Annotated in this window: 26 protein-coding genes and 1 pseudogene; 19 read left to right on the top strand and 8 right to left on the bottom strand. The window is 59.8% G+C overall.

Annotated elements, in window-relative coordinates; translation table 11 throughout:
• Nucleotides 1-2 precede the first annotated feature (2 nt).
• The 10 genes from nrdR to AD670_RS23950 all read left to right on the top strand — a co-directional run bounded on the left by nrdR (nt 3) and on the right by AD670_RS23950 (nt 7531).
• Entirely contained in the window at nt 3-473 is a 471-nt protein-coding gene (gene nrdR, locus AD670_RS23995) for a transcriptional regulator NrdR (RefSeq protein ID WP_027605190.1), read from the top strand.
• Nucleotides 470-1606, top strand: coding sequence for a bifunctional diaminohydroxyphosphoribosylaminopyrimidine deaminase/5-amino-6-(5-phosphoribosylamino)uracil reductase RibD (ribD, locus tag AD670_RS23990; protein WP_053138243.1), 1137 nt, complete (start codon nt 470-472; stop codon nt 1604-1606). Before nrdR ends, ribD begins: the two co-directional genes overlap by 4 nt.
• A gap of 47 nt (nt 1607-1653) precedes the next feature.
• The gene (locus tag AD670_RS23985) at nt 1654-2316 is read left to right on the top strand and encodes a riboflavin synthase (RefSeq protein WP_032884562.1); all 663 of its coding nucleotides are present in this window, start codon (nt 1654-1656) and stop codon (nt 2314-2316) included.
• Between the two features lie 15 nt (nt 2317-2331).
• A complete protein-coding gene (ribBA, locus tag AD670_RS23980) occupies nt 2332-3423 on the top strand; it encodes a bifunctional 3,4-dihydroxy-2-butanone-4-phosphate synthase/GTP cyclohydrolase II (RefSeq protein WP_053138239.1) in 1092 nt (363 codons plus the stop codon).
• 89 nt (nt 3424-3512) lie between these two features.
• The gene (ribE, locus tag AD670_RS23975) at nt 3513-3989 is read left to right on the top strand and encodes a 6,7-dimethyl-8-ribityllumazine synthase (RefSeq protein ID WP_003176356.1); all 477 of its coding nucleotides are present in this window, start codon (nt 3513-3515) and stop codon (nt 3987-3989) included.
• Complete coding sequence (nusB, locus tag AD670_RS23970; protein WP_053138236.1) at nt 3986-4486, top strand: transcription antitermination factor NusB; 501 nt, start codon at nt 3986-3988, stop codon at nt 4484-4486. Before ribE ends, nusB begins: the two co-directional genes overlap by 4 nt.
• Nucleotides 4487-4504: 18 nt before the next feature.
• Nucleotides 4505-5470, top strand: a complete 966-nt coding sequence (thiL, locus tag AD670_RS23965; RefSeq protein ID WP_053138232.1) for a thiamine-phosphate kinase — start codon at nt 4505-4507, stop codon at nt 5468-5470.
• Nucleotides 5471-5712: 242 nt separating this feature from the next.
• A complete protein-coding gene (gene ribA / locus AD670_RS23960) occupies nt 5713-6330 on the top strand; it encodes a GTP cyclohydrolase II (protein WP_053138226.1) in 618 nt (205 codons plus the stop codon).
• A complete protein-coding gene (locus AD670_RS23955) occupies nt 6327-6746 on the top strand; it encodes a hypothetical protein (protein WP_053138218.1) in 420 nt (139 codons plus the stop codon). Before ribA ends, AD670_RS23955 begins: the two co-directional genes overlap by 4 nt.
• Nucleotides 6743-7531 (top strand): cobalamin-binding protein, encoded by a 789-nt coding sequence (locus tag AD670_RS23950; RefSeq protein ID WP_053138215.1) that lies wholly within the window; start codon nt 6743-6745, stop codon nt 7529-7531. The genes AD670_RS23955 and AD670_RS23950 overlap by 4 nt, the downstream gene beginning before the upstream one ends.
• Nucleotides 7532-7549: 18 nt before the next feature.
• Here the strand turns inward: AD670_RS23950 and AD670_RS23945 are convergent, their stop codons facing one another.
• The 6 genes and pseudogenes from AD670_RS23945 to ycaC all read right to left on the bottom strand — a co-directional run bounded on the left by AD670_RS23945 (nt 7550) and on the right by ycaC (nt 13611).
• A complete protein-coding gene (locus AD670_RS23945; RefSeq protein WP_053138211.1) occupies nt 7550-9439 on the bottom strand; it encodes a TonB-dependent receptor domain-containing protein in 1890 nt (629 codons plus the stop codon).
• A gap of 93 nt (nt 9440-9532) precedes the next feature.
• Nucleotides 9533-11431 (bottom strand): 1-deoxy-D-xylulose-5-phosphate synthase, encoded by a 1899-nt coding sequence (gene dxs, locus AD670_RS23940; RefSeq protein WP_053138208.1) that lies wholly within the window; start codon nt 11429-11431, stop codon nt 9533-9535.
• Between the two features lie 110 nt (nt 11432-11541).
• The gene (gene ispA, locus AD670_RS23935) at nt 11542-12429 is read right to left on the bottom strand and encodes a (2E,6E)-farnesyl diphosphate synthase (protein ID WP_053138206.1); all 888 of its coding nucleotides are present in this window, start codon (nt 12427-12429) and stop codon (nt 11542-11544) included.
• Nucleotides 12426-12668 carry an exodeoxyribonuclease VII small subunit gene (locus AD670_RS23930; protein WP_003176346.1) on the bottom strand — a complete coding sequence of 81 codons (243 nt, stop codon included), beginning with the start codon at nt 12666-12668 and terminating at the stop codon, nt 12426-12428. The genes ispA and AD670_RS23930 overlap by 4 nt, the downstream gene beginning before the upstream one ends.
• A gap of 85 nt (nt 12669-12753) precedes the next feature.
• Nucleotides 12754-12885 (bottom strand): annotated as a pseudogene (locus tag AD670_RS32075) (DUF4172 domain-containing protein); the annotation flags it as partial.
• A gap of 93 nt (nt 12886-12978) precedes the next feature.
• Nucleotides 12979-13611, bottom strand: a complete 633-nt coding sequence (ycaC, locus tag AD670_RS23925) for an isochorismate family cysteine hydrolase YcaC (protein WP_027605204.1) — start codon at nt 13609-13611, stop codon at nt 12979-12981.
• A 261-nt stretch (nt 13612-13872) separates the two neighbouring features.
• Between ycaC and AD670_RS23920 the strand changes: the two genes are divergently transcribed.
• The 9 genes from AD670_RS23920 to AD670_RS23880 all read left to right on the top strand — a co-directional run bounded on the left by AD670_RS23920 (nt 13873) and on the right by AD670_RS23880 (nt 20424).
• A complete protein-coding gene (locus tag AD670_RS23920; RefSeq protein ID WP_082341038.1) occupies nt 13873-14562 on the top strand; it encodes a YjfI family protein in 690 nt (229 codons plus the stop codon).
• A gap of 17 nt (nt 14563-14579) precedes the next feature.
• Nucleotides 14580-15278: a PspA/IM30 family protein gene (locus AD670_RS23915; protein WP_053138203.1), complete on the top strand. Its 699-nt coding sequence runs from the start codon at nt 14580-14582 to the stop codon at nt 15276-15278.
• 57 nt (nt 15279-15335) lie between these two features.
• Nucleotides 15336-15896: a rhomboid family intramembrane serine protease gene (locus AD670_RS23910; protein WP_053138200.1), complete on the top strand. Its 561-nt coding sequence runs from the start codon at nt 15336-15338 to the stop codon at nt 15894-15896.
• 72 nt (nt 15897-15968) lie between these two features.
• Nucleotides 15969-17003, top strand: a complete 1035-nt coding sequence (locus tag AD670_RS23905) for an ion channel (RefSeq protein ID WP_053138197.1) — start codon at nt 15969-15971, stop codon at nt 17001-17003.
• Entirely contained in the window at nt 16990-17664 is a 675-nt protein-coding gene (locus AD670_RS23900; RefSeq protein ID WP_053138194.1) for a DUF2491 family protein, read from the top strand. Before AD670_RS23905 ends, AD670_RS23900 begins: the two co-directional genes overlap by 14 nt.
• Before the next feature lie 15 nt (nt 17665-17679).
• Complete coding sequence (locus AD670_RS23895; RefSeq protein WP_053138190.1) at nt 17680-18108, top strand: DUF350 domain-containing protein; 429 nt, start codon at nt 17680-17682, stop codon at nt 18106-18108.
• Between the two features lie 18 nt (nt 18109-18126).
• Nucleotides 18127-18834 carry a DUF1190 domain-containing protein gene (locus AD670_RS23890; protein ID WP_053138187.1) on the top strand — a complete coding sequence of 236 codons (708 nt, stop codon included), beginning with the start codon at nt 18127-18129 and terminating at the stop codon, nt 18832-18834.
• Nucleotides 18835-18846: 12 nt separating this feature from the next.
• On the top strand, nt 18847-20004 hold the full coding sequence (locus tag AD670_RS23885) for a glutathionylspermidine synthase family protein (RefSeq protein WP_053138184.1): 1158 nt from the start codon (nt 18847-18849) through the stop codon (nt 20002-20004).
• Nucleotides 20005-20187: 183 nt separating this feature from the next.
• Nucleotides 20188-20424 carry a hypothetical protein gene (locus AD670_RS23880; protein WP_053138181.1) on the top strand — a complete coding sequence of 79 codons (237 nt, stop codon included), beginning with the start codon at nt 20188-20190 and terminating at the stop codon, nt 20422-20424.
• A gap of 46 nt (nt 20425-20470) precedes the next feature.
• Here AD670_RS23880 and AD670_RS23875 read toward each other — a convergent pair whose 3' ends face one another.
• The gene (locus AD670_RS23875) at nt 20471-22342 is read right to left on the bottom strand and encodes a DUF2075 domain-containing protein (RefSeq protein WP_053138179.1); all 1872 of its coding nucleotides are present in this window, start codon (nt 22340-22342) and stop codon (nt 20471-20473) included.
• Nucleotides 22343-22366: 24 nt separating this feature from the next.
• Nucleotides 22367-22750 carry a nucleotide pyrophosphohydrolase gene (locus AD670_RS23870; RefSeq protein ID WP_053138177.1) on the bottom strand — a complete coding sequence of 128 codons (384 nt, stop codon included), beginning with the start codon at nt 22748-22750 and terminating at the stop codon, nt 22367-22369.
• Nucleotides 22751-23428 lie beyond the last annotated feature (678 nt).

The following is a 23428-nucleotide window of genomic DNA, read 5'->3' as shown; positions in this document are numbered from 1 at the left end:
CCATGCACTGTCCCTTCTGCGGTGCCAACGACACCAAGGTCATTGACTCGCGTCTGGTCGCCGAGGGCGATCAAGTGCGTCGCCGGCGCGAATGCCTGGCCTCTGGCTGCGGTGAACGTTTCACCACCTTCGAAACCGCCGAACTGGTATTGCCACGTCTGATCAAGTCCGACGGCAGCCGCCAGCCTTTCGACGAAGAAAAACTGCGCGCCGGTATGCAGCGTGCCCTGGAAAAGCGCCCGGTGAGTGTCGAGCGGCTGGAGGCGGCGCTGGCGCATATCAAGCACAAGCTGCGCGCCACCGGCGAACGCGAGGTCAAGAGCCTGGTGGTGGGAGAGTTGGTGATGGGCGAGCTGCAAAAGCTCGACGAAGTCGCCTATATCCGTTTCGCCTCGGTGTATCGACGCTTCCAGGACCTCAATGAGTTCCGCGAAGAGATCGACCGCCTGGCCCGTGAGCCGGTCAAAGAATGAACCCACTTTCTGCTGAACAGGCTGTGCTGGACGCCCATTACATGGCCCGCGCCCTCGAACTGGCGCGCAACGGCCTCTACACCACTCACCCCAACCCGCGTGTGGGCTGCGTGATTGTCCGCGATGGGCAGATTGTCGGCGAAGGCTGGCATGTGCGCACGGGCGAGCCCCATGCCGAAGTGCATGCCTTGCGGGCTGCCGGTGACAAGGCCCGCGGCGCCACGGCGTACGTAACCCTTGAGCCCTGCAGCCACTACGGCCATACCCCGCCATGCGCCGATGCGCTGGTCAGTGCCGGGCTGGCGCGGGTGGTTGCGGCGATGCAGGACCCTAACCCGGAAGTCGCCGGACGCGGTATGCAGCGCTTGGCCCAGGCCGGGATCGAAATACGCAGCGGTGTGCTGGAAGGTGAAGCGCGGGCCCTGAACAAGGGCTTCCTCAAGCGTATGGAGCATGGCCTGCCGTTTGTGCGGGTCAAGCTGGCGATGAGCCTGGACGGTCGCACCGCCATGGCCAGCGGCGAAAGCCAATGGATCACCGGCCCTGCCGCGCGTGCCGCCGTACAACGCCTGCGCGCCGAGGCCAGCGTGGTGCTGACCGGCGCCGACACCGTATTGGCCGACGGTGCACGCCTGACCGTACGCGCCGCCGAACTCGGCCTGGATGAAGCCACCACGGCCCTGGCTATGTCGCGTCCGCCGTTGCGTGTGCTGATCGATGGCCGTTTGCGCGTGCCGCTCAACGCACCCTTCTTCAAGGCCGGCCCGGCGCTGGTCATCACCTGCGTCACCGCCGAAAACCAGTTCCCCCGTGGCCCCGAATGCCTGGTGGTACCGGGTGTGGACGGCCAGGTCGATCTGCGCTCGGCGCTGGTGGCCCTGGCCGCCCGTGGCGTCAACGAAGTCTTGGTGGAAGCCGGCCCAAGCCTGGCGGGCGCATTTGCCCAGCAAGGCCTGGTGGACGAATACGTGATTTTCGTCGCCGGCAAGTTCCTCGGCTCCGCTGCCCGGCCTTTACTCGACTGGCCGCTTGAGAAACTCAGCGAAGCCCCCCAACTCAAGATCACTGAAATGCGCGCTGTTGGCGACGACTGGCGAGTCACTGCCATCCCTGTGCCAGTAGCGAGCGTATAATTCTGACCGGGCGCTCAAGTGCCCGCCCCGTTTTCCAGGAGAAGGCCATGTTCACCGGCATTATCGAATCCATCGGCAGCATCCGCGCCATGACCCCCAAGGGTGGCGACGTGCGCCTGCTGGTTGAAACCGGCAAGCTCGACCTCGGCGACGTCAAGCTGGGCGACAGTATTGCCGTCAGCGGCGTGTGCCTGACCGTCATCGAACTGCCGGGCAACGGCTTTGCCGCCGACGTCAGCCGGGAAACCCTGGACTGCACCGCGATGAACGACCTCAAGGCCGGCAGCCCGGTCAACCTGGAAAAAGCCCTGACGCCGACCACCCGCCTGGGTGGCCATTTGGTCAGCGGCCACGTCGACGGTGTCGGCGAAGTGGTGGCTCGCAGCGAAAATGCCCGCGCCGTGGAATTCCGCATCCGTGCGCCCAAGGAGCTGGCCAAGTACATCGCCCACAAAGGCTCGATCACCGTCGATGGCACCAGCCTGACCGTGAACGCCGTGAACGGCGCCGAATTTGAACTGACCATCATTCCCCACACCCTGAGCGAAACCATCATGGCGTCGTACCAGCCTGGTCGCCGGGTGAATCTGGAAGTCGACTTGCTTGCCCGTTACCTGGAGCGCCTGCTTATGGGCGATAAGGCCGCAGAGCCTGCAACCGGGAACATCACTGAGAGTTTTTTGGCCGCTAACGGCTACCTGAAATCCTGACCAAGGGGGTGCCCTGTGGCGCTCAATAGCATCGAAGAACTGGTTGAAGACATCCGCCAAGGCAAGATGGTCATCCTGATGGATGACGAAGACCGCGAAAACGAAGGCGACATCATCATGGCCGCCGAGGCCTGCAAGCCTGAGCACATCAACTTCATGGCCAAGCACGCCCGTGGGCTGATCTGCATGCCCATGAGCCGAGAGCGCTGCGAGTTGCTCAAGCTGCCGTTGATGGCGCCGCGTAATGGTTCGGGATTCGGCACCAAGTTCACCGTATCGATTGAAGCGACCACCGGCGTCACCACCGGCATTTCCGCCGCTGACCGTGCCCGCACCGTGCAAGCCGCTGCCGCCAAAGACGCCAAGGCCGAAGACATCGTCAGCCCAGGCCACATCTTCCCGTTGATGGCTCAACCGGGCGGCACCCTCGCTCGCGCCGGCCACACCGAAGCCGCCTGCGACCTGGCGCGCATGGCCGGTTTCGAGCCCAGCGGTGTGATCTGCGAAGTAATGAACGACGACGGCACCATGGCCCGTCGCGCCGAACTCGAAGCCTTTGCTGCCGACCACAACATCAAGGTCGGCACCATTGCCGACCTGATTCACTACCGGATGATCCACGAACGTACCGTTCAGCGGATTGCCGAGCAGCCGCTGGACAGCGAACTGGGCCAATTCAATTTGGTGACCTACCGTGATTCGGTGGAAGGCGACGTGCACATGGCCCTCACCCTGGGCACCATCTGCGCCGACGAACCGACCCTCGTGCGTGTACACAACATGGACCCGCTGCGCGACCTGCTGATGGTCAAGCAACCGGGCCGCTGGAGCCTGCGCGCCGCGATGGCTGCGGTGTCCGAGGCTGGCAGCGGTGTGGTGCTGCTGCTGGGTAACCCGGTGGATGGCGACGTGCTACTCGCGCATATTCGCGAAACCGCCGAGCAGACCCAGGTGAAAACGCCGACCACCTACAGCATCGTCGGTGCCGGTTCGCAGATCCTGCGTGACCTCGGTGTGCGCAAAATGCGCCTGATGAGCGCACCGATGAAATTTAATGCGATATCCGGATTCGATCTGGAAGTTGTAGAATACGTGCCCTCCGAATAAAGGCCGGCGCTTTTTGCCCCCTTGTTCGCGGTTAAATCATCACTGAGGGACGCACTTTTCGCGTCCCGGCTCTTTAAGAGATTTGTCGAATGACCCTGAAGACCATCGAAGGTACCTTCATCGCCCCCAAAGGCCGCTACGCCCTGGTGGTTGGCCGCTTCAACAGCTTCGTGGTTGAAAGCCTGGTAAGCGGTGCCGTGGATGCCTTGGTTCGCCACGGTGTGAGCGAGAGCGACATCACTATCATCCGCGCCCCTGGCGCCTTCGAAATTCCACTGGTTGCGCAAAAAGTTGCTCAGCAGGGTGAATACGCGGCGATCATCGCCCTGGGCGCGGTCATTCGTGGCGGTACTCCGCACTTCGAATACGTGGCCGGCGAATGCACCAAGGGCCTGGCCCAGGTGTCCATGGAGTTCGGCGTGCCAGTCGCTTTCGGCGTACTGACCGTGGATTCCATCGAACAAGCCATCGAGCGTTCCGGCACCAAGGCCGGTAACAAAGGCGCTGAAGCTGCCCTGTCCGCGCTGGAAATGGTCAGCCTGCTGTCGCAGTTGGAGGCCAAGTGATTTCCGACGAGAGCGATCGTTTCAACCCACGCGATGAGCGTCCAGCGGACGCCGGCAAACCTTCGAAAAGCGAAAAGCGCCGTGCTGCCCGTCAGCTCGCGACCCAGGCGCTGTACCAGCGTCATATGGCCGGCACTTCGCTGAACGAAATCGAAGCGCAGTTTCGCGTCGATAACGACTTCACGTTTGCCGACCAGAGCTACTTCCACGACATCCTGCACGGTGTGCCGGCCAACCTGGACGAGATCGATGCCGCATTGTCGCCGTGCCTGGACCTGACCCTCGAAGAGCTGGACCCGGTTGAACTGGCCGTACTGCGCCTGTCCACCTGGGAGCTGCTCAAGCGCGTCGACGTGCCGTACCGCGTGGTGATCAACGAAGGCATCGAACTGGCGAAAGTCTACGGTTCGACCGACGGTCACAAGTTCGTCAACGGCGTGCTCGACAAGCTGGCTCCGCGCCTGCGTGAAGCCGAAGTGAAGGCGTACAAGCGCTAACCTGCGCTTGAGTCCTGAATGGGCGAGTTTGAGCTGATCCACAATTACTTCGCCGCCGCGCCGTGTGCGCAGGGCGGCGAGGGTATTGCCCTGGGGATCGGCGACGACTGCGCCTTGCTGGCGCTCCCCGCCGGGGAGCAGCTGGCAATTTCCACCGATACCTTGGTGGCCGGCGTGCACTTTGCCGACCCCTGTGACCCGTTCCTGCTCGGCCAGCGCTCGCTGGCCGTGGCGGTGAGCGACCTGGCCGCCATGGGCGCCCACCCCCTCGCGTTTACCCTTGCCCTGACCACGCCGACCGTCGATGCCGATTGGCTGCAACGCTATGCCCAGGGTTTGAACGCCATGGCGCAAAACTGCGGCGTGGGCCTGGTGGGTGGCGACACCACGCGTGGCCCGCTGAGCCTGACCCTGACCGTGTTTGGTCGTGTACCGACCGGTCAAGCGTTGAAGCGCAGCGGCGCACAGCCGGGTGACCTGCTGTGTGTGGGGGGCGAGTTGGGCAATGCCGCCGGTGCCTTGCCGCTGGTATTGGGGCAGCGCAACGCCGACGCAGCGATTGCCGGCCCGCTGCTGGCCCATTACTGGTCGCCGCAACCGCAGTTGGCGTTGGGGCTGGCACTGCGGGGCAAGGCGACGTCTGCGATGGATATTTCCGACGGGCTTCTGGCCGATTGCGGGCATATCGCCAAGGCCTCGGCTGTCAGTCTGTTGATCGAGCGCCAGGCGCTGCCGTTGTCCCAGGCCTTGCTGGCGTTTGTCGGGGATGACGCGGCGCGGGTGGCCGCACTCAGCGGTGGTGACGACTACGTACTGGCGTTCACCCTGCCGCCCCTGGAACTTGCGCCATTGCTGGCCGGCGGCTGGCCGATCCACGTGATCGGCCGGGTCGAGGCGGGGCAGGGTGTCACGTTGCTCGACGCCAGCGGGCAGGACATCACCCCGACCGTGCGTGGCTATCAGCACTTTCGCGAGACGCCCTGAATAGGCTGCCGCGCTACCCTGTAGGAGCGAGCTTGCTCGCGAAAAGCGCCAGGACACCGCGTTCACCCAGAATACCTGCGTCATCGCTGACGATTTTCGCGAGCAAGCTCGCTCCTACATAGAATCAACACGAAGGCCAATCAAACCGATTGATCTTTAACAGCGATAATTCAGCTTAAGCGTCTGTAGGAACGTGCTGTTACAATGGCCGCCTTTGTAAAAACTGAAATCAGGAGCACACGGTGCCCGTCGTTTTCGTTGCTGCTTCCAAGCTGCCTACCCCTTTTGCCACGTTCACCATGAATGGCTTTCTCGAAGAAGCCACCGGGCGCGAACACGTTGTGCTCAGCCTCGGCGAGATCGCCGATGGCGCACCGGTTCTCGGTCGCGTGCACTCCGAGTGCCTGACCGGCGATGCGCTGTTCAGCCAGCGCTGTGACTGCGGCTCGCAACTGGAAGCGGCGATGCGCGCCATCGCCCGTGAAGGCCGTGGCGTGCTGCTGTATTTGCGTCAGGAAGGCCGTGGCATTGGCCTGCTGAACAAGATCCGCGCCTACGAGCTGCAAGACGGCGGCGCCGATACCGTCGAGGCCAATGAGCGACTGGGCTTCGCCGCCGACCAGCGTGACTACGCGATCTGCCTGCCGATGCTGGAGCACCTGGGCGTGAAATCCCTGCGCCTGATGACCAACAACCCGCGCAAGGTCAAAGCCTTGACCGAGATGGGCATCACCGTGGCCGAGCGCGTGCCGCTGCACACCGGGCACAACCCGCACAACAAACTCTACCTGGCGACCAAGGCCAGCAAGCTCGACCACATGATGGGCAATGAGCATCAAGGCGAGGTCGACCGCGCGTGACCCGTGGCCAGGTGAAACGACGACTGTCCTTCAACTGGTGGCAGTACCTGGCCCTGGCGCTGTTCCCGCTGTTCGTGATCAACCTGGTGTTTGGCCAGGCCGAGCCTTTGCTGCCGGTGCTGGCGATGCCGTTCTTTATCGCCGGCGTGGCCTCGATGTTCCTCAGCCTGCGCTACTTCAACGGTTATAAACACGCCCTGATCGCCACTTCCAAAGCCCTTGATACTGCTGAAGAGCCGGCCGCCTGGATCACCCTGGCGGCCCGTCGGCGCACGGCCTTGATGGTGGCGGCGGTGCCGGCGTGGGTGGGCGCATTGGCGGTATTCGTCGGCCTGGAGGCGGTGCCGCTTTTCCTGTTGGCGCTGTCGACGATGGTGCTGTTTTACCTCTACCGCATCCCGCGTCAGTTGGGATGATGCGCCGCTGGCTGGCGATGCTGTTGCTGGCATTCAGTGCCCAGGCCCTGGCGGTCGAGCGTGTCGTCAGTCTGGCGCCTTCACTTTCTGAAATCGTGGCTGAACTGGGTGCTGCCGATCTGTTGGTGGGCGTGCTCGATGGCGGCGACCGGCCGACGGCACTGGCAAACGTGCCGTCGGTGGGGCGTTACGGCCAGCTCGACATGGAGCGCCTGCTGAGCCTCAGGCCCGACCTGATCCTGCTCTGGCCCGGCAGCGTCGGCCCAGCCCAGCGCGAGCAGCTGCAGCGCCTGAATATCCCGGTGTATGTCGCCGAACCCCATAGCCTTGAACAACTCACCACTCAGGTCCAGGCCATCGCCGAGCAACTGGGCCGCGCCGACGCCGGCCGGCAATTGGCCGCGCAGTTGCGCCAGCGCCTGGTGCAGTTGCGTCAGCGTTATCAGCGTGCCGAACCGTTGCGGGTGTTCTATCAGGTGTGGAATCAGCCGCTGTACACCGTGGGCGGCGGCCAGATCATCAGCGACGCGCTGAGCGTGTGCGGTGCGCGCAACGTGTTTGACGACCTGAAGCTACCCGCGCCGCAGGTCAGCATCGAGTCGGTACTGCAACGTAATCCTGAGATGATCCTGGTGGGCGATCAGGTGCAGAGGGAAGCCTGGAAGGCCTGGCCAACCATGGCGGAGCGAGTGCGGCTGGTTCCGGACAAAGGCCTGGAACGGCCCAGCGGGCAGATGCTGGAAGCGCTGGCGCGGCTGTGTCAGGTGATTGCTCCGAGCCGCTGAGACCAGTCCAGGCGACAATCAGATTTCAGGTGTCCAGGTCACGCCAAACATCCACACCCGGCCTTCTTCACGGTAATCGTGATTGTTGACGAATGCCGGATCGTCGTAGCTGTAGCGCGCCCGCGCATAGGACTTGTCCAGCAGGTTATCGACCTTCAGCGACAACGCCACTTCCCGCGTCACCGCCCAACTCCCGCGCAGCCCGAGCAACCCATAGCCGCCCAGGCGCTGCGTGTTGTCTTCATCGTCATAGCTGCGGCTGATCGCCTGCCAACTGGCGCCCAGGCCCACCTGATCGAATTGCCGGTCCAGGTCCAGGCTCAATGTGCGCCGCGCCCGGCGGGCCAGGGTGTGGCCACTGTCGCGGTCGCGCGGGTCGATGAGTGACAGCCCGAGGTTGCCTTGCCAGCCGAACAGGTCCTGCTTGAGTGCCGCCTCAAAACCGTTGATGCGTGCCGACGCCACATTCTGTGGCTTGCCGGTTTGGTCGAGAATGATCGCATCGCTCAAATCGGTGCGGTACAGCGAGGCCTCCAGGCGCGTGCTGTCACTCAACTGGCTGCGCCACTGCAGTTCGTAGCTCTTTGATGTTTCGGGCTGCAGGTTGGGGTTGCTGTACTTCGTGTCCGGATAATAGAGGTCGTTGAAGGTCGGCGCGCGGAAGCCTTCGCTGTAGCTCAGCAGCACGTCATTGTCGGGGTTGACCGGCAAGGTCAGGGTGCCGCTCCAGCTGTTCTGCCCGCCGAACTGCTGGTTCTGGTCGTGACGCAGGCCCAGTTCGGTGGAAAACCACTCGCTGTGAAAGCGATGCTGCACAAAGGCGGCGCGGTTCCAGCGGCTGTTTTCGGTAAACGTGGTGGAGCCGTGGAAGCGGTCTTCGTACCAGTCGCCGCCGAGGATCAGGCTGTTCTGGTCGTCCAGGGCCAGGTCGTTTTGCCAGTTGATCGAGTCGCGGTAGGTGTTGAACACGCTGAAATCATTGCTGAGGGTGTCGCGCTTGGTGTCGCGGTTCTCGCTGTGGCCCAGTTCCAGGCGCGATTGCCAGCGCTCATTGAGCCTGGCGTCGATATAGCCGCTGGCACTGCTCACAGCGTAGTCGGTGTAGGGTTTCTGCCCGACGGTTTGCCCGGTGGTGGTGTCGTAGCGGCCGAAGCTGTTGTCGTACTCCGACTTGCCGCGGTTATCCAAGAGATTGAAGCCCACCTCCAGTTCATCACTGAAGGAGTGGCTGAGGTTCAGGCTCACGGACTGGTTGCGATAAGCATCATGGTCACCGTCGCTGGGGAACGACTGGTGGGTGGAGTTGATGCCGGCAGTGTCATCCAGGCTCGCGCCCAGGTTGAAGCGTGTCTGTTCGTCACCACCCGAAAGGCCGAGGCTGCGCTGCCAGGTGTTATGGCTGCCGAACCCCAGCTTCACGCGCGGTTGCACGCCCTGCTCGGCATTACGCCGGGTGAATACCTGGATCACCCCACCGATCGCGTCGCTGCCGTAGATTACCGAGCGCGAGCCGCGCAGCACTTCCACCCGCTCAATCTGATCGACATTGAGGTATTGCAGGCCGCTGTCGCCGGACGTGGTGTTGGCGATGCGCTGGCCGTCGACCAGCACCAGGCTTTGGGCCGACTTGGTGCCCCGCAGGTAGATGCCCGGCAAACTGCCACGGCCACCGGAGGGTGCGACTTGTACACCGGGCACACGGCTGAGCAGGTCGGTGAGGCTGGTGGGTTGCAGGCGGTCGATGTCGTCGCGGGTGAACACGGTGTTGGCGGCGCTGCTGTCGTTGCGTGCCTGAACCTGACGGTTGGCGCTGATAACGACGTCGGGGAGTTTCAGGGCGTTGTCGCGGGTGTCGGCGAGCAATTCAGGGGAGGGCAGAAGCAGCAGGGCAAGGTACAGGTGTTTCATGGGCTGTCCATAGCGTTGAAGATGGCACCAATCAAATGTGGGAGGGTGCGAGTCGAATCGTCGCACCGCCCCTCCCACATTGGGTCCCGGTTTCTACTGGGCCAGCAGCGCTAGGCGCTCGCGCACCGAAGCCTCGATCCCTGCTTCATCCAGCCCGCACTCGGCCAGCATCTGCGCCGGTTTGGCGTGTTCGACATACGCATCCGGCAAGCCCAGGTGTAGTACCGACTTGAGGATATTCTCCCGCGCCAGGAACTCACTGACTGCCGCACCGGCACCGCCCATGATGGCGTTTTCTTCGACGGTCACCAGCAGCTCATGGCTAGCGGCGATTTCGCGCACCAAGGCTTCATCCAGCGGCTTGACGAAGCGCATGTCGACCACGGTGGCGTCGATCTTCTCGGCCACCTTGAGCGCTTCGGCCAATTGCACGCCAAACACCAGGAATGCAGCCTTGCTGCCCTGGCGACGCACAATACCCTTGCCGATTTCAATCGGTTCCAGGTCTTTCTCGATCAGCGCATTCGGGCCGTTGCCCCGTGGGTAACGCACGGCGGCCGGGCCGTTATACAGGTGGCCGGTGCTGAGCATCTTGCGCAGTTCGTTTTCGTCGCTCGGCGTCATCACCAGCATGCCGGGGATGCAACGTAAGTAGGACAAGTCGAAGCTGCCCGCGTGAGTCGGGCCGTCTTCACCGACTAAACCGGCGCGGTCGATGGCAAACAGCACGTCGAGGTTCTGCACCGCGACGTCATGCACCAACTGGTCGTAACCGCGTTGCAGGAACGTTGAGTAGATCGCCACGACAGGCTTGGCGCCTTCGCAGGCCATGCCAGCGGCGAACGTGACAGCGTGCTGCTCGGCAATGGCCACGTCGAAATAGCGCAGCGGGAAACGCTCGCTGAACGCCACCAGGTCGGAGCCTTCCTTCATCGCCGGGGTAATGCCCACCAGGCGCGGGTCGGCGGTGGCCATGTCACACAGCCATTCGCCGAACACGCCGGAGTACTTCGGCCCGCTGGCTTTTTTCGGCGCCGCGGCGGGAGCGTCCACCGGTTCCAGCTTGGTGATCGCGTGGTAGCCGATCGGGTCGACTTCCGCCGGCGCGAAGCCTTTGCCTTTCTTGGTGACGATATGCAGGAACTGCGGGCCCTTGAGGTCGCGCATGTTGCGCAGCGTGGCAATCAGGGTCGGCAGGTCATGGCCGTCGATGGGGCCGATGTAGTTCCAGCCCAGTTCTTCGAACAGCGTGCCGGGGACCAGCATGCCCTTGGCATATTCTTCGGTACGCCGGGCAATTTCCCACGCGCCAGGCAGGCGCGAGAGCACTTTTTTGCTGCCTTCGCGCATGCTGGCATAGGTGCGGCTGGAGAGAATCTTGGCCAGGTAATTGGACAGGCCGCCGACATTGCGCGAGATCGACATGTCGTTGTCGTTCAGGATCACCAACATGTTGGCGTTCACTTCCGGCGCATGGTTCAGTGCTTCGAAGGCCATGCCGGCGGTCAGCGCGCCATCACCGATCACGGCAATCGCCTTGCGGTCGCTGCCTTGCAGGCGGGCGGCAATCGCCATGCCCAGCGCTGCGCTGATCGAGGTGCTGGAGTGGCCGACGCCAAAGGTGTCGTACTCGCTTTCCGAGCGGCGCGGGAAGGCGGCAACACCGTCTTTCTGGCGCAGAGTCGCCATGCGCTCGCGGCGGCCCGTGAGGATCTTGTGCGGATACGCCTGATGGCCCACGTCCCACACCAGCCGGTCATCCGGGGTGTCGAACACGTAGTGCAACGCGATGGTCAGCTCGATGACGCCCAGGCCGGCACCGAAATGCCCACCGGTCTGGCCGACCGTGTAGAGCAATTCCAGGCGCAACTCATCGGCCAGGGTTTCCAGCTCGGCTTCACCCAGACGACGCAGGCCGTCCGGCGTGGCAGCACGGTCGAGCAGGGGCGTGGACGGGCGCTTGCGGGGAATCTCTTGAAACGTCGTGGGCATCAGGCGAATCGTTATAGGTATAGAAGAGGCGGCAGTTTACCTCAAGCATCGCAAACTGCCCACGCAGAGCGCCGAACTTGGCTGATATGCGGCTGCAATGGCCGCCGTAATCAGTGGCGGCGTTCGACGATATACCGCGCCAGGTCACGCAGCGGCTCGGCCGCCGCGTCGAAAGGTCGCAGGGCATCCAGCGCTTGATCGCGTAGTTCGATGGCGTAGGCCTTGGCGGCTTCCAGTCCGAGCAGTGCAGGATAAGTCGGTTTGTCCCGTGCGATATCGGCACCTTGGCGTTTGCCCAGGGTCGCGGTATCGCTTTCCACGTCGAGAATATCGTCCTGCACCTGGAACGCCAGGCCCACGGCCCGGGAATAGGTCTGCAGCGCCGTGAGTTGCGCGGTTTCGGCACGCCCGCTGGCCAGGGCGCCCAGGTGGACGGCGGCTTCGATCAGCGCGCCGGTCTTGTGGCGATGCATGTGTTCAAGGGCCTTTTGATCCAGCTTGAGGCTGACCGAACCCATGTCGATCGCCTGTCCGCCGACCATGCCCGCAGGGCCGGCAGCCAGGGCCAGGGCCGTGACCATGCGCAGGCGGATCTCGGCGTTGGCGCTGCTCAAACGTGGGTCCAGCAACGCGCTGAACGCCAGGCTCTGCAAGCCATCACCGGCCAGGATCGCATAGGCTTCATCAAAGGCTTTATGGGTGGTGGGCTGGCCGCGGCGCAGATCGTCATCGTCCATCGCCGGTAAATCGTCGTGTACCAGGGAATACGCGTGAATCAACTCGACCGCACAGGCTGCACCGTTGGCCTGCTCGGCCGGCGCGCCCAGCGCTTCACAGGCCGCATAGGCCAGCAATGGGCGCACACGCTTGCCGCCATTCATCACGCTGTAGCGCATGGCTTCATAGAGGCGCTTCATTTCCGGGCTTGGCGCAACAAACAAGGGCTCCAGCGCCGCATTCACCCGGGCTTGGCTACTGGCCTGATACGCGTCGATCATTCCGGCTGTTCCGCATCGAAAGGTTCTTCGGCCAACTCCCCGTCACGCTCCAGCAACACCTGGACCTTCTGCTCCGCCTGCGCCAACGCGCTCTGGCAGTCACGGGTCAGGCCGATGCCTTGCTCAAACGCCGTCAGCGAGTCCTCCAGCGACAACTCGCCGTTCTCCAGACGCTCGACCAATGTTTGCAGGTCGGCGAGGGATTGTTCGAAATCGAGTGCAACTTTTTTGCGGGCCATGGCGGCTATTCCGGTAGACGGTAAACCGGCGCGACACTAGCAGACATGGGGATTCTGGGCAAATGAGCGGCAAATGAGTGGGGTGTCACTCGCCCCCTGTATTGACCTGATAACGCGTGCTGCGGCCGCCTACGGGGAGACGAACCAGGCAGTTTTTTTCCAGCAGGTCAGTCAGGTGTCGTGTCGCTGTCGCCTTGGATACCTGCTGCACGCTGCGTAACAGGGTTTTAAGGAGCCACTCGAGTTGGACGCTCGGTTGAATAACGAAAGCCTGCTTTTCAGGGCAGGCTTATCGCGAATCGCGGCTGGCTTACTTCTGGTGAGCCGTCAGCGCCGCATATCCATTCATCAAGTTGCGATAGTTGGGAATGCGCTGGGACAACAGATTGCCCAGGCCTTCGATATCGTTGCGCCAGTCGCGGTGCAGCTCACACGCCACCGAGAACCAGTTCATCAACTGCGCACCGGCCTGGGTCATCCGGCTCCACGCTGCCTGCTGCACCGTGGTGTTGAACGTGCCGGAGGCATCGGTCACCACAAACACCTCAAACCCTTCCGCCAGCGCCGACAAGGTCGGGAACGCTACGCACACATCCGTGACTACACCGGCAATGATGATCTGCTTGCGGCCGGTGGCCTTGATCGCCTTGACGAAGTCTTCGTTGTCCCAGGCATTGATCTGGCCTGGGCGGGCGATGTACGGCGCGTCCGGGAACATCTCTTTCAACTCCGGTACCAGCGGGCCGTTGGGGCCTTGTTCGAAGCTGGTGGTGAGGATGGTCGGCAGGTTGAAGAACTTCGCCAGGTCAGCCAGGGCCAGCACGTTGTTCTTGAACTCGTTGGGCGAGAAGTCCTGGACCAGGGAAATCAGACCGGTCTGGTGGTCGACCAGCAGAACTACGGCGTCGTCTTTGTTCAAGCGGTTGTAGGTTGGAGTGCTCATGGTTGAATCCTTTTTTGTTTAGGTTGGTTGGGCGTTGCGTTCAACATGGGCACAGATTAATGGGTGGGTGCTGGGGGATAAATCGGCTGGAATGGGTAATACCGTCAACTCAAAGGAGACAATTCATGAATTGTCAGTAGGACTGATCTTTTTAGTGGTCGGGAAAGTAAGTCAAAAAATCTCACGCGTGAGCTATTGAGTGTGGCAAAAAATGCCTGTAGATTTTCTCACGCGTGAGTTTTTCACAGCGAGGTCAGTACTATGAAAAGCAGCTCTCCATCGAGCCCGTCAGCCGGGACCGATATCGATTCGACAAGCCTTCAGGGAGAGCGCTCGAAGCCGTCCGCCAAAAAGCCATCGAGCTTTTACATGAAGCAGATGCGTGCAGGCCTGGCGGCCGCCGGCTATGTGAAACACGAGACTTGGGTGCTTCCCGAAAACCGAAGCTTGCTCAAGCAGATGGAGAAACAGCTTCGCCAGCCGATTCTGGCTGGCTCATTCATGTCGGAGAATTTCATGAGCGCAGGTACCAACTGGAATATCGATCGCCTCTTCACCGCTCTTCAGGCTCTGGACGACGTGGTGTCCAAGGACATTACGCTTTCTCTCGTGCAAGGCTCCGAGTCCAGCATCAAGCTGGAAATGAACGACTTCGGTGGCTTGCCGATTTACATCGCGGTGGTGGGTGAGCAGATCATCGTTGACACCGTTCTGGTCGATGTCGAGTCCATCAACGATGTCGCAAAATTTAATGACGCGGTGTTGCGCAGCCGGGAAATGTTCCCGCTGTCCTCCATCGGTATCGAGTCCATGCCTAACGGGCAAGTGGTCTACAACATGTTCGGTGCATTGAGCTCCGATTCCAGCCTGACCAATATCGTCACCGAGGTGAAAACCCTGGTCGACAACGTGCAGCGCGCGAGCGAAGCCTTCGAACGTTTCTTCAATTAAGTATTCGGGAGTATCCAATGACTCAGTCCATCTGGAGCAAATTGTTCACCGCGCTGCGTGGCGGTGCCAACGAAGTCGGCGAATCGATCGTCGACCAACAGGCCCTGCGCATCCTCGATCAGGAAATTCGCGATGCCGACACCGCGCTGGCCAACGCCAAGCGTGAGCTGGTCAGCATTATGGCCAAGCACAAATTGGCGACTGATCGCGTCAACGAGTACGACGCCAAGATCAAGGACCTGGAGTCCAAGGCAGTGGCTGCCCTGCAGGCCAATCGTGAAGACCTCGCCCTGGAAGTGGCCGAAGCCATTTCGAGCCTGACCAACGAGCGGGATGTCGAGCATAAACAAGCCACCGAGTTCGGTGGCTATGCGGAAGGCATGCGCAAGGACATCACCAAGGCTGAAAGCCGGATCAAAAGCCTGCGCCAGCAAGTGGATATGGCCAAGGCGCGCGACAGCGTACAGAAGGCCCAGGTCAGCGCCTCCATCGCCAGCGGCGGTGCCAACGGCAAGCTGGAAACTGCCGTCGGTACGCTCAACCGTTTGCAGGCCAAGCAGCAGCAACGCGCCGCTGAACTGCAAGCCCAGGATGAACTGGCAGATGCATCGACCGGGACCGACCTGGAGCGCAAGCTGCGCGACGCCGGCATCACGCCGAACGAAGGCAGCGCCAATGCGATTCTGGAGCGTCTGAAGCAAAAGTCGGCGGAGTAAGCAACGTCGCCGCAGGAAGGGCAGTGTCTGCCCTTCTTTTTTTACGTCGAGGTCAGGATGGACGCCCTGAAGGGTTTCAAGACAATCGCAGGCCTGGCCCTCTTCATGGTCGCGCTGCAACTGCTTAATGTGGCGACCGGTTACAGCCTCACGGCGTTCGGCCTGATCCCGAGAACGCTGCAGGGGCTGCCCGGCATCCTCACCTCGCCGTTTTTGCATGGGTCGTTCGCTCACCTGAGCGCGAACCTGGTTGCCTTTTTGATCCTAGGCACCCTGGTGATTATCGAAGGGCTCAATCGGTTCGTTACCGTCAGCGCGATCATTATCCTGCTGGGCGGTTCGTTGGTCTGGCTGTTCGGTTTTGCGGGCATACACGTGGGGGCCAGCGGTTGGGTATTCGGGTTATGGGCCTATTTGTTGTCTCGCGCCTGGTTCCACAGGAGCTGGAGCAACCTGATTACGGCCGCCGTCGTGGCGGTGCTGTATGGCGGCCTGATCCTTGGCTTCCTGCCTCGTCAGGGTGTTTCCTTCGAGGGGCATCTGTTTGGTGCATTCGCCGGATTTATTGCAGCCAAGGTACTTCTCTCCAAGCCACGCAGCAGGTTTAATGCCGGCTGAACGCACTTGAGCATCCAGACGTCGATGCGGTGGCGTCATCGGGAATCAAGTACCCAGGGAGTCAGGGACGGAATGTCGATTTTTCTTTTGCTGCGCATGTACGCCTCCTCCCTCTTTCACCGTTTCGGCTGGGCAGGCCTGGTCGTTGCCTTGGGCGTACACCTGAGCACGGCTTATCTGGGCCTGGTGTATCTGGGCGAGCAACACCTCACCGCTCCCGCCACGTTTGTTTACTTCTATCTCACCACCACGCTGACCGTCGGCTATGGCGATCTTGCGCCACAGACCTCGGCGGGGCGCGTGTTCGTGGCAACCTGGGTCATGCTCGGGGGCATTGCGCTGCTGACGGCAGCCATCGGCAAAACCACCAGCACTGTCATCGATGCATGGAGAAAAGGCATGAAGGGCAAAGGCGATTTCACCGGCAAGGTCGGTCATACCGTGCTCATTGGCTGGGAGGGCGCGTCCAGTGAACGGGTCATCGAGTTGTTGCTTCAAGACGAAACCTCGAACGACAACCTGATCGTCATCTGCGATTGCACCCTTGACGAAAACCCGATGCCAGGCAAAGCGGCGTTCATCCGTGGTGAAAGCCTGTCCTCCACAGCGTTATTGCTGCGTGCCGGTGTGCCCGGCGCCGAGCGTGTGCTGGTGCGAACCCCGTCTGATGATCTGACGCTGGCCACCGTGCTGGCGGTGAATCAATTGAGTCCGGTCGGGCATGTGGTCGCCCACTTCAATGAAAGTGAAATTGCCGCACTGGCCAGTTCCTACGCCCCCAGTCTGGAATGCACGTCAAGCATGGCCATCGAGATGTTGGTGCGCGCCTCTCAGGATCCGGGCTCGTCGGTGGTCATTAATGAGCTGCTGTGCGTGGGGGAGGGTGCCACCCAATACCTGATGAAATTGCCCGAGGCCTTTGAGGCCACGTTCGGCGATCTGTACACCCAAATGAAAGAACGCCACAACGCCACCCTCATCGGCTATCGCGCCAAAGGTGCCCAGCAACCCTCGATCAACCCGCCCAGCGCCACGCGCGTTGAAGGTGGCGAACTCTTCTACATCGCCTCCACCCGCCTCAAGGAAATCTCCAATGGGATGGTTTAAACAGTTGATGGGGCTTGAGGCCCCGCAAGCGAATACACACTCGAAAGGCGCCGCCGCCGAACCCCTGCCGACCACCGGGCCGCTGGGCCTGGCTCCGGGCAAAGGCGTGATATTCGACACGACCCTGAAGTTGTTGCTCGACGGGAAGACTACGGTGGTTATCCCCGGCTCCCAGGAAATCTGGAGCAACGGCACCGTTGACCTCGGGCAGTCGACCTGGCTGTCGCGCTACTACATGAACGACGAAGACTACTGGTTGCAGGTGCACACCACGGGCGACATCGCCGGGCAGGTCGAATCAGTGATCCTGTTCAACTACCTCAGTTACGTCCCCGTCAGCAGCGAAGCCGAGCTTCGCCGGCTGGCGGGGCCGCAGAGTCCGATCGGTTTGCCGACCTACACCCACAATGGCGTCGAGTACACGCGCGTGTGGGGCAGCGAGGATGGCCAGACGGAATTGGTGGCCATGAGCGAGCACGTGATAAACCCCGAGGACTCCTACAGCGTCGAGCACCGTTCGATGCTATATGCCCGTGACACAGGCCTGACCGATCGACGCGAGTTTCTGCTGTTCTCTGTCGAAGAAGATGCTGAAGGCACCGTCAGCCTGAGCACGTCGCTGGGCATTTCGCTGTACACAACCGACTTGAATGCGCTCTAAAAAAGGAAGAAGTCCATGCTAGAAGCTCTCTCCATCTCCCTAAACAAAGCTGCGGTGTTCGGGTTTGTCACCTACATCCTGGGGGCCGCAGTGGTGTTTGCGCTGTTCCAGTTCATCTACACCCGCGTCACCCCGCACAAAGAGTTCGAACTGATCCGTGCCGGCAACGTTTCCGCAGCAGTCGCCCTGGGCGGCGCCATCATTGGTTTCGCCATTCCGGCCAGCAACGTGATTGCCTACTCGATCAGCATCCTCGACTTCGTCGTCTGGGCGGTGATCGCAGCCGTCGTCCAACTGTTGGCGTTTCTGCTGACCAGCCTCGTGCTCAAAGGCACTTCCGAGCGCATCAAGAGAGGCGAGCTCGCAGCGGGCATCTACGTGGCCGCCGTGGCCATCAGCGTCGGCATGTTGAATGCCGCCTGCATGACGCCTACCCAGAACTGATTGCGCACGGAGCTCCCGATGAAACGAAGCAAGTACGTCCAGCTTTCGCTGGCAGCGTCGGTCGCCATGGCGATATCCGGCTGTGGGCCGACGGAAAAAACCTACGATTTGCAGAAAAAGTACAACTTCCAGTCGGTTCAGCAATGTGCCGATGAAAAACTTCCGGTGGACGTCTGCTCGGACGCCTACATGACCGCCATGGCCGAGCATCGCCGCATCGCCCCGGTATACGCGAGCCAGGCCGATTGCGATGCCGATTTTGTCGCCGGCTGGTGCCAGCTTGACTCCAATGGCCAGTTCATTCCCAAGCTGGGCGGTTTTGAACTGACCGCCGAAGGCCAGGTGACACAATCCCAGGTCGACGCTGCCAACGCTCAAGCAGGTAACGCTCAGGCCAGCGGCGGCTCCGGCTTCTCCACCAGCAGCCTGCTGACCGGGCTGCTGATCGGCAACATGCTGAGCAGCAATCGCAACAGCTACCGCTCTGAGCCGGTGTACCGCTATCGCGATGATCGCGGTGAGTACGGCAACTCGACGCTCAATCAGCGTGTCTCCAATGGCGCGACGTTTGGCCGCTCGAATCAAGCCCGGTACGGCAGCAGCAATTACACCAACACGCTGCGCACCTCCAGCAAGTCGAGCTCCGTGGCGTCGGCCACCTCCCGTGGCGGCTTCGGCAGCAAGGCCAGCGCACGCAGCGGCTGGGGCGGCGGGTCAAGCAGTTAAGGAAACCGGGTCATGAAGAAAATCCATTGCGCAGAGCGTGATGACTGGAAACAGACGGCTGAAAACCTTGGCTTTCTGTTCCATACCATCGACGACGAACCCTACTGGGACGAGAGCGCGTATTACCAGTTCACGCTCAAGCAAATCGAGCACGACCTCGAAGACCCGACCACCGAGATCCACGACATGTGCATGGACCTCGTCGCCCGCGTGGTCCAGAGCGAAGAACTGCTCGAACGCCTGAGCATTCCCGCGCCCTTCTTCGACATGATCCGAACCTCATGGCTCGAAGGCCACCCGCACCTGTACGGGCGCATGGACTTCTCCTACAACGGCACCGGCCCCGCCAAGCTGCTGGAACTTAACTACGACACCCCGACCAGCCTCTACGAGGCGGCGGCATTTCAGTGGGGCTGGCTGGAGCAATGCATCGAACGCGGCCTGCTGCCCAAGCATGCCGACCAGTTCAACAGCATCGACACCAAACTGCACCAAGCTTTCGCTCAACTGCAGGTCAACCAGCCTTTCTACTTCGCCTCGATGAAAGACTCGGTCGAAGACAAAGGCACCACCGACTACCTGCGCCTCGTCGCGGAAAAAGTCGGCATCGAATCGCGCCACATCGACATCGAAGACATCGGCCTGACCAGCGAAGGCCGCTTCGTCGACCTCCAGGATCGCTGGATTCCCCACCTGTTCAAACTGCACGCCTGGGAGTTCATCTTCCACGAGCCCTTCGGCGCCGCGATTGCCGAGAGCGACACGCAGTTTTTCGAGCCTGCGTGGAAATCCATCATTTCCAATAAAGGCATCCTGCCGCTGCTGTGGGAATTCAACAAAGGCCACCCGAATTTGCTCGCGGCCCACCTGGATACCGACCCGGGCAAAGCCGTGCCGAAGGGCTGGGTGCGCAAGCCGTTTTTCTCGCGGGAAGGGGCCAATATCGAGCTGCAGACGGCTGATGGGCTGGTCGTGAAAGAGGACGGGCCCTACACGGATGCGCCGTTTATCCTTCAGGAGTTCGCACCGCTGCCGCGGTTTGGGGACAGCTATACGTTGATTGGGTCCTGGGTGATTGGGGACCAGGCGGCGGGGATTGGGGTGCGGGAGGATAATAGTTTGATTACCAAGGATTCGAGCCGGTTTTTGCCGCATTTGATATTGGATTGAGGCTGGAGTTTAAAGGGTCAGCAGGGCTGATCCCTTTCATTTGCAGGACGTTTCCGAGAGAATCCCAATCGCATTGCGCCAGCGGGAATGCGTGACTAGGCTGCGGATCGTCACTGCCTATTCAGTGATCGGGTTTAGTCGCCTGAGTTCGATTGGTACACACTTTTTGATTGGAGTTGTGCCATGGAAAACGTTGTTTCAGATATGCCTTCTTCGCGTGGGCCTAACCCATTTTCCGTCAATGAAGAGCTGAGCTTCGAGGACGCCTGGGTGCGAGTGGCTGAGTTATTGCAGTGTGCGATGGCTACGTCGCAAGTGCTTGGGGAGCCGCAGGGTGCACCGCAGAGGGCGGTGATGCATTTGGTGGAGATGGCTAAGATGGTGGCGGACCGGGCGGTCGAGTGTATGGCGCTGAATTGATGTGAGGCACTTGCCTCGTGCTATCGAGGCAAGCGCCAATGAACCATCAATCCTGGTTTTGATTCGTAAGCCGACTCGCAAAGTACTGTGCGGTTTCTGTATCAGTACAGTAGAGGTAACAGCCTTTCATTCCTCGAGTCATTAACGTTCGGTACGTATTCTTGATGATCAGGTCTGTTTCCCGTTTGGCTAGTTCAGGTTGCTCCTTCATCATCTTCTTCCAACCGCGAATGGACTTGTCGTTTTTATCTCGCTCAAGAGCCGAGGTCAGAACGCTTCCATTTCGTACGATGAGATCCGGCCCGATAATCACGCCGATGTAATCGACTTCCAGACCTTGGCAGGTGTGGATACACCCGACCTGATCAACAGAGTTCTCTGCGATGATCCACAAACTTCCGTCCTGATCCAGATTCCATTGGCGTTCGTAGTCGCTGCCGATGATGATGTCGGATTCTCGAGCATCTTTTTTGCTACGCCACGGCCAGCAATAGCCGGCTACCACTCGGGCTTTGTTACTTTGGTTCTTTTGCTCGATGGCCGCATGCATGGCCTGGGGTGTACTGAATATTTTGAATTCATACTCGCTGTTATCTAGTAGTGGGTTAGCTGTCGCGCGAATATCTAGCACGTCGTCAAGCCAGGCTAAATAGCCATCAGACCCACTGCAACGAAACTGTGAGGAAAGCGTGTACTCCTCAACCTCAGCTCCTTTGGCTTTTGCAAAAGCGCGGATGGCTTGTTTGCTACCAATGTCATTCAAGGTGACTCGTTGATCCTCGTCGATGAAAAAAACTGAGCATTTGGCTGACTCGATCAATTCCTTGATTTGGTTCTCACCCAGATTTCCGTAAAGCCCGCTTTTTTCGTTTAGTCGATGGGCCTCGTCGACGATGAGCGCATCAAAAGTGTTGGGTTCGGTATCGATGAAGGCGCCTGAACCGGAGAATAGATTGGAGAAGTGACTACGTTTGATTGTACCCACCAATTTGCTTTCATAAACTTTTCGCGGGGCGGCATTTTTTGAGACGTACTTGCTCAGTAGCCCAAGGCTTGTAAGCCTAACGAGTAAATTGATTGCCAGGACTGTTTTACCCGTCCCTGGGCCGCCCTCAATGATGATTACCTTCGGCGCAGCCGCAGAGGCCACACTCGCAGCAGCAAGTGCGGATTCAAATGTCGCTTTTTGATCGTCGATCAATATGAATTCAGGCTGACCTTTTAGAAGCCCTTTAAGTGCGTCAGCTAAAGCTTTCGAAGGACGAATTTTTCCATTAGAAAGCTCATAGAGAATTTCTTTGTTATCGCCGTGATGAATATATGTCTTGATGAAAGCACGCAGTTTTTCAAGCTCATCCGGCCCTTTGAGGAACAGCGGAGCTTTACTGATGTACGCCTCATAATGCGCAGAATTTATGACGCCATCACTGACATAATTGTGAAGATAAGCACAGGGACGAACCTCAATGCTTTTGTCATAGACAGCCTCGTTGAAGCCTTCCAGCAATGCGGCGTACGACCAGACTTGGTAAGAGGGATGGATGGTTTCCACTACGCCGCCACCCAAGGCGGTTTTGACTATTGCATCTTTGGTGGTAGCTGTTGATTTACTCCACTGCTTTAACTCAATCAGGACAGCGTTTTTACCCTGCTTTGCGTCCCTGCCAGTCATCAAAAAATCGATACGTTTCGAGGATTGCGGGATGTGCAGTTCAATGGCCAATCCGGCGTCATTTGGTAGCTCCTCGTCTCGAAGCACCCTCGCCATGTACGTCAACGAGCCTTGCCAGGATTTAATTTCCGACGCGCCAACTCGCTTGCCTGTGGCTTCTTTGTAGTGCCTGAGAATGACCTCTTCAATGTCGTCGTTATCGTTGTCTTTGAGGAATTGCTGTTTGGTCGCAGCGTAAACGATCACGAGAAGTCCTTAGCGCGTGGGATATCAGAGTTGGTCGTACTTTTTGCTGGTGCTTTTGGCTTTATCGACTGGGTACTTCAAACCGTTAAGTGCGAGTTTGCTTTGGGTGGCTTCGTTGAGGTCGACGTCCAACACGCTGGCCAAGCGGACCAGATACATGAGAACGTCTGCGAGTTCGTCTTTTACGGCTTGGGCTGTTTCAGGGCGCTTTGCAGCGTCCACTGAGTCGGCTTCACTCATCCACTGGAAAATTTCGCAGAGTTCGCCCACTTCTCCCGTCAATGCTAGGAGAAGGTTTTTCGGAGAGTGGAATTGTCGCCAGTCACGATCATCAGCAAAGCGCTGCAATGAAGCAGAAAGATTTTCAACGTTTACCAGGTGCTCGGATGTGCTACCTACTTTGCTCACAGGCTCGCCTCTTGATCGCCGATGGTTATCGCATCCGTAAAGGATTTGGAAAACTAGACAGAGATTGTAAGAGAATTCTCTCTGGGTGTGAGTTTTTTGCGGTCTGAGTTTGAACTCGGTTTTTGAGGGGCCGATTACGGTCTGGAGAATGGAGGCAGGCGTAAGCCAGGCTGATTTAGCCGTTCATACTGATCGGGAATTAAAGACATTAAAAAGCCGGCTTGTGGCCGGCGTTACAGTCAGGTGATGGCCTTATTTTACTGGGGATTTTCAGCTTTTTTTGTTTTGTCCCCCCACATGTCCCCCCACCAAGGCGATTCGTAACTAGAATTCGTTTGCTGACCCTGTCTAGGCATTGAATATTGGCGCCGACCTAGAATTACCCCTATTGCCGAGATTTCACTGCCCCAGTCTGATTTCTCGCAAGCCATTACCTTTGCTCGATTTGTGCTGATTTGGACGTGGGTCAGTCTTGCGTCGGCACGTGGGTCAATTCGGCGTCGGCGTCAAAAGTCATACCTATTCGAACAACAGGTCGAGCATGCTGATTCAAGCCACCTATCGGCTCAGTCCACCATTATACCTAAAGACGGTTCGCTATTTTGCATTGCCCACAAAGCGGTTTAGTACTTTAGAATCCCCCATCATCGTCAGGAAAAATCCGGTGTTCTGTCGTAG

It is taken from the genome of Pseudomonas sp. MIACH, from assembly GCF_001269925.1.
Classification (GTDB): Bacteria; Pseudomonadota; Gammaproteobacteria; order Pseudomonadales; family Pseudomonadaceae; genus Aquipseudomonas.
This window is presented reverse-complemented; position numbering and strand designations above follow the sequence as displayed.

Excerpts from the sequence above, each read along its gene's own strand:
- nrdR (WP_027605190.1), top strand. The coding sequence starts at position 3 with ATGCACTGTCCCTTCTGCGGTGCCAACGACACCAAGGTCATTGACTCG.
- ribD (WP_053138243.1), top strand. The coding sequence starts at position 470 with ATGAACCCACTTTCTGCTGAACAGGCTGTGCTGGACGCCCATTACATG.
- AD670_RS23985 (WP_032884562.1), top strand. The coding sequence starts at position 1,654 with ATGTTCACCGGCATTATCGAATCCATCGGCAGCATCCGCGCCATGACC.
- ribE (WP_003176356.1), top strand. The coding sequence starts at position 3,513 with ATGACCCTGAAGACCATCGAAGGTACCTTCATCGCCCCCAAAGGCCGC.
- thiL (WP_053138232.1), top strand. The coding sequence starts at position 4,505 with ATGGGCGAGTTTGAGCTGATCCACAATTACTTCGCCGCCGCGCCGTGT.
- AD670_RS23950 (WP_053138215.1), top strand. The coding sequence starts at position 6,743 with ATGATGCGCCGCTGGCTGGCGATGCTGTTGCTGGCATTCAGTGCCCAG.
- AD670_RS23945 (WP_053138211.1), bottom strand. The coding sequence starts at position 9,439 with ATGAAACACCTGTACCTTGCCCTGCTGCTTCTGCCCTCCCCTGAATTG.
- dxs (WP_053138208.1), bottom strand. The coding sequence starts at position 11,431 with ATGCCCACGACGTTTCAAGAGATTCCCCGCAAGCGCCCGTCCACGCCC.
- ispA (WP_053138206.1), bottom strand. The coding sequence starts at position 12,429 with ATGATCGACGCGTATCAGGCCAGTAGCCAAGCCCGGGTGAATGCGGCG.
- AD670_RS23930 (WP_003176346.1), bottom strand. The coding sequence starts at position 12,668 with ATGGCCCGCAAAAAAGTTGCACTCGATTTCGAACAATCCCTCGCCGAC.
- ycaC (WP_027605204.1), bottom strand. The coding sequence starts at position 13,611 with ATGAGCACTCCAACCTACAACCGCTTGAACAAAGACGACGCCGTAGTT.
- AD670_RS23920 (WP_082341038.1), top strand. The coding sequence starts at position 13,873 with ATGAAAAGCAGCTCTCCATCGAGCCCGTCAGCCGGGACCGATATCGAT.
- AD670_RS23915 (WP_053138203.1), top strand. The coding sequence starts at position 14,580 with ATGACTCAGTCCATCTGGAGCAAATTGTTCACCGCGCTGCGTGGCGGT.
- AD670_RS23910 (WP_053138200.1), top strand. The coding sequence starts at position 15,336 with ATGGACGCCCTGAAGGGTTTCAAGACAATCGCAGGCCTGGCCCTCTTC.
- AD670_RS23905 (WP_053138197.1), top strand. The coding sequence starts at position 15,969 with ATGTCGATTTTTCTTTTGCTGCGCATGTACGCCTCCTCCCTCTTTCAC.
- AD670_RS23900 (WP_053138194.1), top strand. The coding sequence starts at position 16,990 with ATGGGATGGTTTAAACAGTTGATGGGGCTTGAGGCCCCGCAAGCGAAT.
- AD670_RS23895 (WP_053138190.1), top strand. The coding sequence starts at position 17,680 with ATGCTAGAAGCTCTCTCCATCTCCCTAAACAAAGCTGCGGTGTTCGGG.
- AD670_RS23890 (WP_053138187.1), top strand. The coding sequence starts at position 18,127 with ATGAAACGAAGCAAGTACGTCCAGCTTTCGCTGGCAGCGTCGGTCGCC.
- AD670_RS23885 (WP_053138184.1), top strand. The coding sequence starts at position 18,847 with ATGAAGAAAATCCATTGCGCAGAGCGTGATGACTGGAAACAGACGGCT.
- AD670_RS23880 (WP_053138181.1), top strand. The coding sequence starts at position 20,188 with ATGGAAAACGTTGTTTCAGATATGCCTTCTTCGCGTGGGCCTAACCCA.